Source organism: Roseburia sp. OM02-15 (genome assembly GCF_003481835.1).
Lineage (GTDB): Bacteria > Bacillota > Clostridia > Lachnospirales > Lachnospiraceae > Eubacterium_I > Eubacterium_I ramulus_A.
The window spans coordinates 280,801-296,347 of record NZ_QULX01000003.1 but is presented as its reverse complement, the minus strand read 5'-3'; the positions used below and the strand labels follow the sequence as shown (position 1 = coordinate 296,347).

The 15,547-nt window shown below is 46.1% G+C and carries 12 protein-coding genes and 1 pseudogene; 11 read left to right on the top strand and 2 right to left on the bottom strand.

Annotated elements, in window-relative coordinates:
• Window positions 1–113: 113 nt before the first annotated feature.
• The 9 genes and pseudogenes from DXB15_RS04870 to DXB15_RS04830 form a co-directional block, all read left to right on the top strand.
• Window positions 114–4,919: a helicase-related protein gene (locus DXB15_RS04870; RefSeq protein ID WP_109216492.1), complete on the top strand. Its 4,806-nt coding sequence runs from the start codon at window positions 114–116 to the stop codon at window positions 4,917–4,919.
• Between the two features lie 33 nt (window positions 4,920–4,952).
• Window positions 4,953–5,492, top strand: coding sequence for a PcfK-like family protein (locus DXB15_RS04865; RefSeq protein WP_109216493.1), 540 nt, complete (start codon window positions 4,953–4,955; stop codon window positions 5,490–5,492).
• Between the two features lie 137 nt (window positions 5,493–5,629).
• Window positions 5,630–6,190: a DUF7666 domain-containing protein gene (locus tag DXB15_RS04860; protein ID WP_109216505.1), complete on the top strand. Its 561-nt coding sequence runs from the start codon at window positions 5,630–5,632 to the stop codon at window positions 6,188–6,190.
• A gap of 16 nt (window positions 6,191–6,206) precedes the next feature.
• Window positions 6,207–8,270, top strand: a complete 2,064-nt coding sequence (locus tag DXB15_RS04855; RefSeq protein WP_109216494.1) for a PcfJ domain-containing protein — start codon at window positions 6,207–6,209, stop codon at window positions 8,268–8,270.
• A gap of 62 nt (window positions 8,271–8,332) precedes the next feature.
• Window positions 8,333–8,677, top strand: a complete 345-nt coding sequence (locus tag DXB15_RS04850; RefSeq protein WP_118702214.1) for a hypothetical protein — start codon at window positions 8,333–8,335, stop codon at window positions 8,675–8,677.
• Between the two features lie 109 nt (window positions 8,678–8,786).
• Complete coding sequence (locus DXB15_RS04845; RefSeq protein WP_158582192.1) at window positions 8,787–10,082, top strand: AAA family ATPase; 1,296 nt, start codon at window positions 8,787–8,789, stop codon at window positions 10,080–10,082.
• A 214-nt stretch (window positions 10,083–10,296) separates the two neighbouring features.
• Window positions 10,297–10,923, top strand: a complete 627-nt coding sequence (locus DXB15_RS04840) for a DUF6088 family protein (protein WP_109216497.1) — start codon at window positions 10,297–10,299, stop codon at window positions 10,921–10,923.
• Window positions 10,924–10,988: 65 nt separating this feature from the next.
• The gene (locus DXB15_RS04835; protein ID WP_109216506.1) at window positions 10,989–11,450 is read left to right on the top strand and encodes a YaiI/YqxD family protein; all 462 of its coding nucleotides are present in this window, start codon (window positions 10,989–10,991) and stop codon (window positions 11,448–11,450) included.
• 46 nt (window positions 11,451–11,496) lie between these two features.
• Window positions 11,497–11,637, top strand: a pseudogene (locus DXB15_RS04830) (prevent-host-death protein); the annotation flags it as partial.
• A 170-nt stretch (window positions 11,638–11,807) separates the two neighbouring features.
• On the opposite strand, the gene DXB15_RS04825 reads toward DXB15_RS04830, so the two are convergent.
• Complete coding sequence (locus DXB15_RS04825; protein ID WP_021738820.1) at window positions 11,808–12,140, bottom strand: type II toxin-antitoxin system RelE/ParE family toxin; 333 nt, start codon at window positions 12,138–12,140, stop codon at window positions 11,808–11,810.
• Window positions 12,137–12,400 (bottom strand): type II toxin-antitoxin system prevent-host-death family antitoxin, encoded by a 264-nt coding sequence (locus DXB15_RS04820; protein ID WP_109216499.1) that lies wholly within the window; start codon window positions 12,398–12,400, stop codon window positions 12,137–12,139. The genes DXB15_RS04825 and DXB15_RS04820 overlap by 4 nt, the downstream gene beginning before the upstream one ends.
• Window positions 12,401–12,660: 260 nt before the next feature.
• Between DXB15_RS04820 and DXB15_RS04815 the strand changes: the two genes are divergently transcribed.
• Together DXB15_RS04815 and DXB15_RS04810 are read left to right on the top strand one after the other, a co-directional pair.
• Window positions 12,661–13,068, top strand: a complete 408-nt coding sequence (locus tag DXB15_RS04815; protein WP_109216500.1) for a hypothetical protein — start codon at window positions 12,661–12,663, stop codon at window positions 13,066–13,068.
• A gap of 78 nt (window positions 13,069–13,146) precedes the next feature.
• Window positions 13,147–15,396, top strand: a complete 2,250-nt coding sequence (locus tag DXB15_RS04810) for a hypothetical protein (RefSeq protein WP_118702213.1) — start codon at window positions 13,147–13,149, stop codon at window positions 15,394–15,396.
• Window positions 15,397–15,547 lie beyond the last annotated feature (151 nt).

The window sequence follows — 15,547 nt, the reverse complement described above, 5'->3', positions numbered from 1 at the left end:
AAAAGCGGTTCCAACAATAGCAAAACCCTGCAAAAGCAGGGCTTTGTCTACAGTCTGAATCCGCACACTGGTGCGGATTTTTTGTATGCAAAAAAGGAGGAAAGAAAAAAGAAATGAGGCAATTTTTTACCTTTTTCTTGTCGTATGACTGGTTTGGATTCCGGCAGAAAAAGAAGAAACAACAAAGAAGGGATTTCCGGTTTCATGGCGATGTCACGCATCTGGGAGCAAAAGCACGTTTTGTGCAAAATGTAGAAGCAGTCAGGCTGTTAAAACATCTGGAGAGGGAAAAACGTCTGGCAACAGAGACAGAGCAGGAAGTATTGGCACGATATGTCGGATGGGGCGGTCTTTCCCAGGCATTTTCAGAGGATGATGCAGCGTGGGCGTCCGAACACAAACTCCTGCAGGAATTATTTACGAAAGAAGAATACCTGGCTGCCAGGGCAACGGTTACGGATGCTTTTTATACGGATCAGGGAATCGCTAAATCCATGTGGGAAACCTTGAAGCGGTTTGGCTTTTTCCAGGGAAACTTGCTGGAGCCGTCGCTTGGGATTGGAAATTTTTTTAGCATTATGGATGCAGGTCCGATGATCCACCGCTATGGGGTAGAGATCGATCCTGTGAGTGCGCGTATCGCAAAACAACTCTACCAAAAGGCTGAGATCACACAGGCCGGACTCGAAAATACCGGGTATGAGAATAACTTTTTCGACTGTGTCATTGGAAATGTCCCGTTCGGAAATAGCCAGGTGGCAGATGCGCGCTATGATCATTTTCATCTAAAAATCCATGAATATTTTCTGGTCAGGAGCGTGGACCTGATGCGGGCTGGCGGGATTGCAATCCTGATCACCGCAAAAGGGACACTGGATGGGAAAAATACATCATTCCGGAAACTGCTGGCAAAAAAGGCAGTACTGCTTGGAGCAGTGCGGCTTCCCATAGAAGCATTTCAGGGAATGGCAGGGACGAAAGTCACCAGTGACATCCTGGTGCTGCAAAAGAAGGAGCATGCGCTTTCGGATACTGTCACATGGGTGGATACGGTACAGACACCGAATGGCTTCCGGATCAATTCGTATTTTGTAGATCATCCGGAGCAGGTCCTGGGTGATCTGCAGGCAGATACCAGATTCCCACATGCGTTTTTCATCACAAAACCGGATTTTTGTGCGGATGATGTGAAAGCGGCACTGGACCGGATCAAGGGAACGCTGCCGGAATGCGTACATACAGTGGAATCAGTGTATGCGCCGGCACCGGCGGATGTGAAGAATTACACCTACTTTTTCGATGAACGCGGGGCACTATATTTCAAACGGAATTCTGTGATGGAAGCGGTTTCTGTCGGAAGAATGGCACGCCAGAGGATTGCCGGGATGGATGAGATCCGGCATCTGGTACACCGCCTGTTAAAGTTACAGCAAAAGACGGGAACAGAAGAGGAACTTACGTGTGTGCGCCGCCAGCTAAACCAGACTTATGATGCGTATGTGAAACGGTATGGGCATTTGACCAATATGGGAAACAAGGTTTTCCGGGAGGATGCAGACTATCCGCTGCTGTGTGCCTTAGAGATCGTGGAAAAGGATCACGTCCGGAAAGCGGATATTTTCTATCACTGCACCATGCGTAGACAGGAAGTGGTCACAAAGGTGGATTCGTCAGTGGATTCCATCAGTTTGAGCTTAAACCAGTATGGAAAGATCAATCTGCCGTATATGGCAGGACTGGTGCAAAAAGAAGATGAGACAACGGAAGATGCCATGAAACGTCTGATTCAGGAATTGCAGGGACTGATCTACCCAGATCCGGCACGTTACCGGAAACAGACACCTTACGAGGGATGGGTGACTGCCGGGGAATATCTGTCCGGCAATGTCAGAAAGAAGCTACGTTTTGCGCAAGGCGCTTTCCGGGCTAACCCGAAGCTGTTTGCAGAAAATGTCAAGGCATTGGAGCAGGTGCAGCCGGAGGATATCCCGGCAGGGGACATCTCCATCCAGATCGGAATCCCATGGATCGAAGCAGCGGATTATGAAGCATTTCTGTATGAAACGCTTGGGACACCGGGATATTACCGGCGTGATCCGAAACACCCTTCCGATACGGACATTGCGGTAAAACAAAATCCCGTCACAGGGGCTTACTTTATCACCAATAAGGCATCACAGGCATCTGTTTTGCAAGCGAGTGAGACCTATGGAACCGTGCGGATGGATGCCTATACAATCTTCCAGACATCGTTGAACATGCGGAAAGTAGTAGTCAAAGACCGGATCGATCATTCCGATGGCAGCGTGACTTATGTGGTGAACCAGAAAGAGACCATGCTGGCTTCCGAAAAGCAGGAGCTCCTTCAGATGAAGTTTAAGAGCTGGCTGTTTGAGGAACCGGGACGAAGGAAAAAGTACGTCCGATATTATAACGAAACATTCAACCATACAAGACTGCGGGAATACGATGGCAGTTTCCTTACGTTTCCGGGGATGAACCCGGCATTCGAACTCAAGCCTTACCAGAAGAATGCGGTGGCCCGGATACTTTTATCCGGAAATACCCTGCTGGCACATTGTGTCGGGGCTGGAAAGAGTTTTGAAATGATTGCTGCCTGCATGGAACTCAAGCGCCTTGGACTGGCACAAAAGCCGCTGATCAGTGTACCAAAAACACTGGTCCGCCAGATGGCTTCCGAGTTTCTGCGCCTGTATCCTGGGGCACATATCCTTGTGACTTCCGAGCGGGATTTTACGAAAAACCGCCGGAAAGAATTCATCTCACGCCTTGCGACCATGGAGTATGACTGTGTGATCATGTCCCACAGTCAGTTTGAACGCATTCCGATTTCACCGGATCGAGAGAAGATGATCTTACAGAGACAGTTGAATGAGATCCTTATGGGGATTGAAGAACTGAAAGCCAGAACGGGGGAACACTGGACGGTCAAACAGATGGAGCGGGAGCGAAAGTCGATCGAGACAGAACTGAAGAGACTGCAGGATGCATCAAAAGATGATGTCATCTGTTTTGAAGAACTTGGGATCGACTGCATCTTTATCGACGAGGCACATATCTACAAAAACTGCAAGATCTTTTCCAAGATGGGAAACATCCCCGGCATTACAAGTGCTGCATCTAAGCGGGCATCCGATATGCTTGCCAAGTGTCAGTACCTGAATGAATGCACGCCGGGGCGCGGTGTGATCCTGGCGACGGGGACACCGGTGTCAAATTCGATCTGTGAAATGTATGTGATGCAGCGTTACCTGCAAAGCGACAAACTTTCAAAGATGGGATTACAGCAGTTTGACAGTTGGGCAGCGACCTATGGGGAGACAACGACGGCATTGGAGCTGGCAGTGGAAGGCAATGGCTACCGGTTTAAGACCAGGTTTAACCGTTTTAGGAACCTGCCGGAGCTGCTGACGATGTTCCGGGAGATTGCCGACGTGCAGACCAGGGATCAGTTAGACCTTGACGTGCCGGAGGCAGAATACCGGGTGCAGGTCGCAAAACTGGATGCTTATGGAAGAAAGATCATGGACAGTTTCGTGACGCGGGCAGAGCAGATTCATAACGGGGGCGTGGATGCCTCAGTGGATAATTTTTTGAAGCTGACAACGGATGCAAGGCTGCTTGGCACAGATGCCAGACTTCTGGATCTGGAAGCACCAAAAAACCTGGATGGAAAGCTGGAGCAGTGCATCGCATGTGTGAAACAGGAGTATGATGCGGTTTTAGCAGAAGGAAAGATCGGGACTCAGCTTGTCTTTTCGGATATCGGAACCCCAAATGACGGGAGCCGGTTCAGCGTTTATTCCTATATCAAAGAAGGACTGATACAGAATGGAATCCCAAAAGAGCAGATCGCGTTTATCCATGATGCAAAAACAGAGGAAAAACGGCAGCGACTGCTTGATCTGGTGCGGGAAGGGGAAATCCGGGTACTGATAGGATCTACCGAAAAATGCGGCACCGGAGTCAATGTACAGGACCATGTCATTGCCCTGCACCATATCGACTGCCCATGGGTCCCGGCCCACATCGAACAGCGGGAAGGGCGCGGGATACGGCAGGGGAACGAAAATACCAGCGTCCGTATCTATCGGTATGTGACACAGGATACCTTTGATGCGTTTTTATGGTCTGTGCTGGAAAATAAGCAGCGTTTCATCTCCCAAGTGATGCATGCGGGAACGACAGCACGTACCTGTGATGACATAGATGAGATGGTGCTAAATTTTGCGGAGCTGAAAGCGATCGCCACAGGTAACCCGTTGATCAAGGAGAAGATGGAGTTAGACAGTGAGGTGCAAAAGCTCCAACTGTTAAAGGCACACTATGACTCCCAAAGGTACGCCCTGCAGGATGCCTATCTGGAAGAATATCCGGCACGCATCCGAAAAGAGACGGAAAAGCTCTCCCGGCTGCAGGAGGATCAGAAAACCATTGCTAAGGAAACAAAAGATATGTTTTGCATGGAAGTGGAAGGTATCGCCTATTTGGAACATGTGGAAGCTGCACAGGCGGTGGAAGATCTGCTCTTACGTGCGCCAAAGGGTGTGAAAGTGGAATTGGGACGGTACAGAGGCTTTAATATCTTATATCAGCAGGACATCTTTGGTCGGAACTTAGGTATCTGTGGTCGGAACACATACTGGATTGATGCGTCCCTGTCCGGAAGCGGCTGTATCCGGCGTCTGGATAATTTTTACGCGTCATGGGACAAGATGGAGCAGAAGATCAAAGGAAAGATAGAGGAATACCGATATGCGCTGAAAACAGCAAAAGAGGAATATGAAAAGCCGTTTGAGCGGGAAGCGGAACTGATCGAAAAGAGCCAGCGGCTCTCACAGATCAATGCGTCCCTGGAACTTGACCGGGAGGATGACAGCGGGGAAGCAGTCGCATAAAGCGGCAGTAGGAAATAAAGGAGATAGAAAAACATGACAGTAAAAGAAAAACTGAAACAGGAAGAAGAGAAATTGTTGGAAAGTGTTAACGATTCGTATCGGGACATGATGAGGGCACAGTTTGACTGCATCTTTGAGGAGCTGGAGGAACGGTGCGAGAAAAGTCCGGAATATGCAGCGCGGGTGTTACTGCCCCATAAGAGTTTCACACGCTGCATGAAGTATGCCATGAAAAAGATCATGGAGATCCGCACGCCGACGGAGAAGGAAAAAGAACTTGCCCGAAAGCAGGAAGCTCCGATCGTGACACCGGTTTCTTCCGATGTGTTATTCGAGTGGATCGATGAGTATTATGAGCTTGACGATAAGGAAGCTTATGAGAAAGAAATGCAGAAGCAGGAAGCGGCACAGACTTCCAAAAAGAAGAAACAGACGGTCAAAAAGCCGGCAAAACCATTGCTCGATAACCTGCTTGGAAAAGAAGGCGGCGATGCGCCAGACCTGAAGCCATCCAAAGCAAAAAAGAGCAGACGCAAAGAACTGGACGGTCAGTTATCGCTGTTTCAGATATAAGAAAAAATGAAAAATGTGGCAGCACCTAGTTTGTGTGGCAGGGCGGGAATGCCCTGGACGGGGATTTTATCCCTGTCTGCTGTTACAAAAAAGAAATGAAGACAGGCAGCAAGAAGGCTGTCTGGGAAAGGGGATATATGAAGATCGCATATAAGGCATTCCGACCGGACCTGTCCTGTCAGGCAGGCGGCAGTACTTACCAATACCAGTTACAGAAGTGGAATGAGATCAAGGAGGCAAAATGCAGGGAGACAGGTTTTCACTGCGCGGAAGATCCGCTGGACTGCTTAAGCTACTACCCGGTATGGGAACAGGCGGTATATTACATGGTGGCGGCAGATGGAGACATTGACGAGGATGCCTGTGATTCCAAGATCGCATGCACAAGGCTCCGGTTGCTAAAAAAGATGACAAAAGAGGCGTACATCTATGTGGCATTGGTCTATATGGTGCAGCATCCGACACGTAACTGGAATGCCAATGTAAAGAGAGAACGTGCAGTTGCAGACCGCAACCAGATGGCAGTCAGCCGGGGAAAAAATCCAACAGCTAAGGGTGGTCTGGGTGCAGTATTAGGGCTTGCCAGGGAAGCACCGGATGGATGTGGAATCACAGAGATCGCGGTGTGTGTGGTAGACGGGAAACGATATCTTCCGGATGTCTATTATGACGTGAACGGAAATCAAGTGCTTATGTAAGGAGGAAAAGGAAAATATGAAACGACAAGTGATAAAAGGTTATCCATGGCCGGAAGAAAAATATAGTATCGCAATAAGGAAAGCAGTGATCGACGATGGGATGTATCTCATCGTCGATTTTGTATCTGACAAACCACAGCTTCGGGTCTGCATCGGTAAGAAGGAATATGCCAATTATTACCCGGAAGGAACTTCGGTTACCGTTCAGGGGAAGAAACATGAGACATACGTGGTTTTGCCGGACAGTTGGGACCAAAAGCAGATCGCAAAAGTGATCGAGTCAGACTTACTGGTAAAGCAGGCAGTTTCCTATGATGATGGCGGAACCGGGGTAGAAAAGGAAAATCTGTGCGGATGGATCGGGTTAAAAGAACACGATTGTCAACAGAAACTGACGGAACGCAAACACGAGATCCGAAGAGACCGGATTCAGGAGTTTCAGGCACTGGTGCCGGAGATCCCATCCGGATTTTTCAGATGGGCGAGAAAACAGTGTGAGGAACATCTGTTTACTTATGAGCCGTTCCGACGGCGAAAACAGACGACCGGAATCTGCTCCAACTGCGGGCAGGAGTCCGTAGTGGAAAACATGCAGCAAAACCAGACGTATATCTGCCCAAAGTGTAACGCAAAGACCAGGACACGCCGCATGGATTATAAACATAAAAATCCGCGTCCGGTTCAGTATAAAGAACGGGAAGTGATCCTGTTCCAGCGTGTGGAAGGCGGTTATGTGGAACGGCATTTCATAAGCTGGATGAAACTGGCGGTTGCCAAGGAAAAGTATGGATGTGAGGAAAGTGCAAGAATCTTTCTCCGGCATGGGAAAGAGAGGACTTTCTATGCGAAATATAGTTATCTCACCAGAGAGGTATTCTGGGACGATGCCAATTTTGGTTATTTTGACCTAGGTGGGATGATACGGATCGAAAATGGTCCCATCTATCCCTATACGTTTCGCAAAAGCCTTACCAAAGGTACAAAATACCAATACTCGGCACTGGAACAGTTGCGGAAAGAACCGGGATTTTCCCCGATTGAATACCTGCAGCGCTATGAAAAATACCCAGTATTGGAGCAGATGGTCAAAGCGGGACTTAGGAAACTTGCATTACAGATGGATCTGTCAAAGCTGAATCTGAAAGCAAAAAAACCATGGGAGTTATTTGGACTTACGAAGGATGCCTTTCACAGACTGCGGCAGATCAATGGGGGAAAAGAGGAGATACTGTGGTTTCAGTATATGGAGCAACAGCATCTTACACTTCCCAATGCGGTTATCTGTGGAATGGCAAAAGAAGGCATTGAGCCTGTAAATATTTCCGGTGTGCCACTATCTCCGACGGTCATCTATAATTACCTGAAACGGCAGGCGACTGGATGCAAGGGCAGACGGCACATGCGGGAACTGCTTGGCACTTGGGAAGATTACCTTTCCATGGCGGCATATCTGAAGATGCCGATGGATCAGGATATGGTCTTACGTCCCCGCGACCTGCTTTTGGCGCACCGCGAAGTGCTCTCCCAGTGTGGAGGAAAGGAGAAAGGGCTCCGGGTTGTAGAGATCGCTAATAAATTTCCACGTGTGGAAACGGTACTGGCATCCATCAAAGAAAAATATGAGTATGTTGGAAAGACATTTTCGATTGTGGTTCCGGAAAAGATTGAGCAGATCATAGAGGAAGGACAGGCATTGAAACATTGTCTTGACCGTTCAGACCGCTATTTTGAGCGGATCGCAAACCAGGAGTCCTATATTGTGTTTCTGCGTCGGACAAAAGCAATGGAGCAACCCTATTATACGCTGGAGATCGAACCGGATGGTACGACACGTCAGAAGCGGACGGTGGGAGATAACCAGAATAATGATTATCACCGGGCAGAGAAGTTTTTGAAAAAGTGGCAGGCGGCGATCAGACCAAGGCTTTCACAGGAGGATTTTGAGCGTCAGGAGATCAGTCGCCAGTTGAGGATGTATGAACTGGAGTCCCTGCGTAACGACAAAGTCACCGTCCATGGCGGAAGCCATGCAGGGGAACTGCTGGCGGATATTTTAGAAGCTGACCTGATGGAAGCATAAAGATTTACAAAGGCATATTTCGTTAATATACATATTCCCAAGAAAAATATGAGGAAATATAGATGAAAAAAACAGAAAAAAGATTAATAACCTTGTCAGATGGAACTCGCATGGGTGGAGAATTATTAGTATTTAGAACAGATGCTCCGGCAGAAGTGTTGTCAGAGTTGGAAAAAATATCCTGCGAGATTTTTATCAACGGAGCTGATTATGAGGACGTTCCTATATGGGCAGATGTTTTAAAAGAGAAGGGGTATGAATTTACATCTATTGATTCATGCACCCATGTAACTGCTTACGGCACATCAAGTGATTGGCTAGAGGAAACTTTTGGAGAAATCAATGAAAAATATGTCATTGAGGACCAACCCGACCTATTTTTAGGAGCTGACCTGATGGAAGCATAGAAAGTTTTCAAAATAAATTGATTGATTTGAAACAATAGTATATGCTAGTAGATAGGTAAAAGGAGATGGAAGCGCATCTGCAAAAGGATGTGTGCAGGAGACAGAGAAAGTGTATCTGAAAAAGATTTCTTTAGAGAATTTTAGATGTTTTGAAAAAGTCGAGGCTGACTTACAAAAGAAACTGACATTGGTTGTTGGTGCGAATGGTGCCGGAAAAACATCTCTGTTGGAAAGCATTGCCATTGCAATGAGTACCATGTTTACGGCTTTTGATGGAGCAAAAGCTATGAACATCACGAAGGAAAGTGCTCATCTGAAGGCATATAAGATCGGAAGTACCGATAACGTGCAGCCACAGTATCCGGTTCGGATAGGTGCATGGGCACAGTTGGATGAAAGACCGGAGATTTACTGGGAGAGAACGCTAAATACTGCAAAAGGGAAAACCACGATAAAAGATGCCAAACAGATCCTGGAAGTTGCATCAGATTACCAGAAACGGCTCCAGGAAGGGGATACCTCATTACTGTTGCCGATCATTGCTTACTATGGTACAGGCAGACAATGGGATTATCATCGTGAAAAGCAGACGGACATTTCTGAAAAAAATACAAGAACGAACGGTTACATTGATTGTATGAGCGGAACGGCAAATATCAAATTGATGATGAACTGGTTCTTAAAAATGACAGTGCAAAAATACCAGAATCAGGAAAATGGGTATGGACCTGTACCGGAGCTGGAAGCAGTTTTTTCCGCGATGGAGCAATGCTACAATCGGATCACCGGTTCCAACGATGCAAAGATTCAGTACAATATAGGAACCAAGGAAATTGATGTTGCTTATACGGATGCACAGGGAATGCGCATGCGTATCCCACTAAACCAGTTGAGTGATGGCTATAAAAGCACGATCAGTCTGGTGGCAGATATTGCATACCGTATGGCTGTATTGAACCCTCAATGCCTGGGCGAAGTCTGCAAAAAAACGGATGGAATCATTTTGATTGATGAGGTGGATCTTCATCTTCATCCGGCATGGCAGAAACAGATCTTACATGACCTGACGGAAATTTTCCCAAATGTCCAGTTTGTTGTCAGCACACATGCTCCGGAAGTGATCAATTCAGTAGCAAGGGAGCAGGTGGTTGTACTGGAAAACTATCAGGCATTACCGGCACCTGCAGAGACCTATGGAAAAGATGCGAATGGCATCTTGCGTGCGATTATGCGTGTAAAAGAGCGTCCAGATGACATTATGGAGAAATTTGAGCAGTTCTATCATGCAATCGATGCACAAGAGTATACACTGGCAAATGAGATCCTTGGAAACCTGGATGAAATCCTTGGGGATGATCCTGATCTTACAGCGATGCATATACAACTGGATTTAGAGCAGATGTAAACATTGTATAGAAAAGTGTTTTGAAATATCCAGATAATTGGTTGGAAAAACATAATTAGGTAGCAAACGTATCAGGCAGGCTTTGATTTAGAGAGATTCTGAATCAGAGCCTGTTTTTGTTTATTTGAATATGTAAAATGAGTATAATGTAATTTGGCAGAAGGGATCAAAATATGTTATGTTGAATATAAGAAAAAGTTGTTAGGAGAGGCTTATGACAAAGTTATATAAATATTTGATTTCCAATTATAAATCGAATGAACCTATCTTTGTTTCTGATCTTCAGATTTCGATATTAGATGCCAATCTCCAGCAGATGTTTAATTTACTATGTGATTCGGGAAAGATTAAGAGATTTGATACTGGTATTTATTATCTCCCGAAAGAAAGTCGGCTGACGGGAGGTGTCCCGCTTGGGGCTGATACCGTCGCAAGATATAAATACGTTTCCAGAAACGAAAGGATTGATGGTTATTATTCTGGTTATACGTTCGCAAATCAGCTTGGAGTTATTACACAGGTGCCGTATACATTAGAAATCGTATCAAATAATGCAAGTGCGAAAGTGCAAGAGGTGAACTTGCAGGGAAGAAAAGTGATTCTTCGTAAAGCAAAAATCCCTGTTACTAAGGAAAATTATAAAATATTACAGTTCTTGGATTTTCTCAAAGACGTAGAGTTGTATATGGATAAAAATAATGAAGTGTATATTGAGCGTATAAAACGGTATATTGTGGATGAGCAAATTTGTAAAATGGATGTGGACCTTTATATCAGGCAATATCCAGACAGGACATACCGTTCAATTTATGAAATGGGTTTATATGAGTTTTTTGTATAGTGATAAAGGACTAGCAAAAATGAGTGTGTTGTGGTGTTGCAGTAAATAAAGAAAGTGTGGAAAATATGAAGATATTTGTAGATGCCGATGCCTGTCCAGTTGTAGGAATCGTTGAGAAAATAGCTGAAAAATATGATGTGCCAGTTACTTTGCTTTGTGATACGAACCATGTGCTTGCATCTGAATATAGTGAAGTGATCGTGGTTGGTGCAGGAGCAGATGCAGTAGACTATAAACTGATCAGTCTGTGCCATAGAGGGGATATTGTAGTATCACAGGATTATGGTGTGGCAGCAATGGCTCTTGGAAAAGGCGCATATGCAATCCACCAGTCCGGGAAGTGGTATACGGATGAAAATATTGATCAGATGCTGATGGAACGGCATATAAATAAAAAAGCCAGACGAAGCTCCAGCAAAAATCACATCAAAGGTCCGAAAAAGCGGACAGGTGAGGATGATGAGCATTTTGCACAGGCATTTGAAAAAATGGTACAGATGGCTCAACAGGCTGTGGATATGAGCTAAATGGAATGGCAGATGGTGATTGATCCCAGAAAGGAGAGGATGGCGCATGGAAAATTATGAGCGTGAATGTGCGGAAAAAGAACTTTTGCTAAAATTACAGGAAGCGGAAGATGCAGTAAAGGACGACAAAGGCTGGCTGGATCTGAATGAACTGAAACTGCTTATGAGACAACAGGGATCATTATAATTTCTGAAAATCCTGGATAGGAAAAATTGAATCATGTAGTATAACAAACGGGACGGCTTCGGCTGTCTCTTTTTGTTTCCGTATTATTAGACGTGACATATACAACAGGTTATGGCTGATTAGATAGAAAAGATTGCATGAAAAAAGGAACCTGCATACAAACAGATTCCTTACATGAGGGAAAATCCCTGTCGAAGAATGGAAGACCAGTTACTTTTCTGATAAAGAAAACGGACGATGATTACTGTCTGCTTTTCTTCATCAATCGTATAAAAGGCAAGGTAATGATTGATGATCACAAAACGAATGCCCCAACTTGCAAGTACCGGCTCATCTACCAGACGGAACTTCTGTGGCAGGTCGGCTAATGAGCCTATCTGCTTAGCCACAGCATCTAACAGATGCTCCGCGGCATCCGGATTTTTGAGGGTAAATTCGATGTAATCCGCTGCCTGCATAATATCGTGTTCTGCGGTGGACGTGATATGAATCTGATAGCTCATCGACGGCGACGGCTCCTGATATCCGCCATAGCTTCAGAAAATGGTCTGGTGTTGCCTGTGGCAATATCGTCCATTCCTTCTTTGATCTGGCTGTAAAGTTCAAAGCGGCTGGTCAGTTCTTCGTAGGCTTCAATGCTCATGACAGCAAGATCAAGCTTCCCATTTTTTGTAATGAAAACCGGTTCAGTATAATTATGACAAAATGTGGAAATTTCATTGTAATGTTTCTTTAAATCAGCATTTGATCTGATGGTTGGCATAAAAACACCTCCTTGTTTGATAACAAGACTATATACAAATTTTGCTATATAGTCAATGGATATTCCATTTGTGTTAGCAGGAGAAATACAATGATTCACAGGTATCTGACGGTAGGGAGGGGAACAAGCCTGTTTGGGAATGCTCCCGGCGAGCTTTCAAAAATTCCTTGCTAGTTTCCACATTTTTAAAAGTGACGTATATCAAACATATAAGCCGGACATGATTCGGCAAATTGACATCATAGGAGGACAAAACAAAAATGTACGCACTTACACGAAGAATACCTGAACATCAAAATATGGATCAGAACGTATGGAAGAAAAGGATAAAGGCGGCTGCAATCCGCCTGGAAGGTGTCATGCTGCTTGGGAGTATGGCGGTGGTACAGATGCATGCGACAGAAGGAAGTGATATCTTCACAAAAGCCAAAGGGATGATGAATACCCTGTACAAATCCATTGCAGGGATTTCATCCGTAACGGCAGGCTGTGTTGCCGGCATTTGTCTGTATTTAATGTTTTTCTCGAAAAACAGAAATACGGTGGAAGAATCTATCGCCTGGTTAAAGAGGATTGCTGTGTGCTGGATCGCAATCATGCTGATGGCATCCATCATCTATTTTGTTACTACGAACCTTGGAATTGGGGACAACGCATCCTTATATTAAGATGTAGGAACCAATTCACTGATAGAGAGATCTCCTGTGCATTTGGTGCATGGGAGATTTTTTGGAAGGAGGAATAGTATGGCATGGCTTGTAAATGCCCTGTTGGAAGTCATTAAGGATCTGGTCTATGGAGCATTTGTGTTGATCACGAAGTGGTTTACCGGGACGTTGACACTTTCAACCGGGGAATTTCATGACATTTTTAACAAAGGGGAAGAAATGAACCTGTTAGACCTTCTGGTGGATGATGTGATCGGACCACTGGCGGTTGCGGGGGTGATCGGTATCATGGCATATCAGTTGTACCGTTCCATGTTTGCAAAGAAGGTACAGGGGGCAGTAGATGAACCATTGCCCCTGATCCTCTGGTCGGTAGTGGCATTTTTCCTTGTATTTAATGTAAAACCGGTATTAAACCTGTTTTCAGACCTCATTGCAAAGGCATGGGGCTGGATGGATGGTGTGACACATGAGTTTTCCACTAATTTTTCCCTGGATGCACTTTTATCAGACCAGAAGTTTGGCGATGACGGGGTAACCAGTTCCTTAAATTTTTCCTCAGGCATCGGTCTGAGCGGATTGCAGATGCTGATCGGCATTGTACTGGCAGCAGTCCTTGGGTGGCGGTATCTCAAACTGATGGTACAGTACGTGAAACGCTATGTGCGTTATCAGTTACTGCGTGTGCTGGCACCAGTTGGTATCTGCACGATTGGTTCTAACAGTACCCGCCAGATGGCACAGAATTATCTGAAACTGTATATTTCCTCGACGCTGTCCATGCTCTTTTCCGGCATGATGACGTATATCTATTGTTGGGCGATGATGCAGACGTTGCTATGGGAATCGGATCTGATTGCGGACAACATCTTATTGTTTTGCATTACCCTTGGTATTTATGATTTTTTCCAGTATCTCGATCAGTTATTGGAGAAGATCGGTCTGCTCAGTACCGGGATGCAACCGATCCGCTTGCCGATCGGAATTGGCGGAATATCTGCCGGATTGTCGTCTAAGGGACAGCAGATGGTTGTAAACTCGGCAAAAACAGCGTTCCAGACGTTAAAGATGGCAAAAGGGACACCAACCGGTGGGGAAACAAAAGGAACTTCTGCATCAGGCGGTGGAACCTCTGCGGAAAGGAAAACGGCTACTCCTGCAGCAGAACTGTTAAATGAGAGCGAAATTTCCAACGACGTAAAGGCAAATACCCAGGCATTTTCTGAGTCACTTGGTGGAAAGCAGTATCAGACACAACAGGGGGAAGTGCCAACAAAAGAGAACAGTTCCATGGCAGTTATGCGTACTGCCCCGGATGGAAGCATCAGCGCAAGAAATATAACGAAAGAAGCAAATGGAGATGGCTGGCGGGATCTTTCTACCGGAAACCGGTTGTCTGGCGCGGATGCGGTGCATGGACTGACTGGTGTGCAGGGGATCAACCCGTATGATCTGCAGCAGACCGGTGACGCACTGGAGCAACATGCGGCAGGAAAGCCAGGAAAAGAGCGGGCTTACGGGGCATTCCAGAGGGAGGATACCCAGTTTGCCGCAAAATTCCAGAAGAACGATGCCGGTGGATGGAATACGCTGGTGGGCGGCACATCCTATGAAACTCCACAGCAGGCAGCGGCTGCCCTGGGTGCAGACAGCATGGCAGTGTACGATGGAAGGTCCGACATGAAAGGGTTTGACATGGCAAAGATCGCGGCATCCGATGTAAACCTGGCAGATCAGGCAGCGTTTGAAGCAGGATTGTCAGAACATGCCGTATCCGGTCCGGCAGGAGAAAATGCAAAGGCTTATGGAGCACTCCATGGAGCAGACGGAGCCATTCATCCGGCAGAATTTTCCAAAACAGAAAGCGGATGGGAAGCAACGGTTGGTGGTCAGGCATATGCTTCAATACAAGACGCCGCAACTGCAGTCGGAGCTGACCGGGCAGATATCTATGCAGGAGCTCCAAAATCACTCCCGGCGGCACAGCTTAAAGGCGGTGGAGCAAACCAGGCATTGGCAGATGAGGCAGGGTTACGCTCCTTTGGCGTGGCGGCAATGCCAAAAAACCAGGGCTTCCAGGTGCATACCGTCGGAAACGGGGAAATGCATGGCATCTATGCGGATCAAAAGGGTGCGGTACATTCTTTTAGCGGAACCAGGGTGACGCAAACTTACGCACAGCAGAATCCGGAATCCTGTGTGCGGCTGGATGATACCACGTATTTGAAGATCCATGAAGGAAGTTCAAACCGCGCGGTCAATGCGTATGCGAATGCGACTACATTTAAAAATGGAACTTTTCAGAATAAAAACTTACTAAATTTCTGATTATCTTTTCATAAGTTGGTAAATGCCGATATATCCCGTATTTTAGGGCTTTATCGGTATTTTCTTTTTGGAAGATACCTTGCATAAGCTGGCATTTACCAGCATGAAAATGCAACCAAAAGTAGTAAATGAGTAGTAAATATAAGCTCCG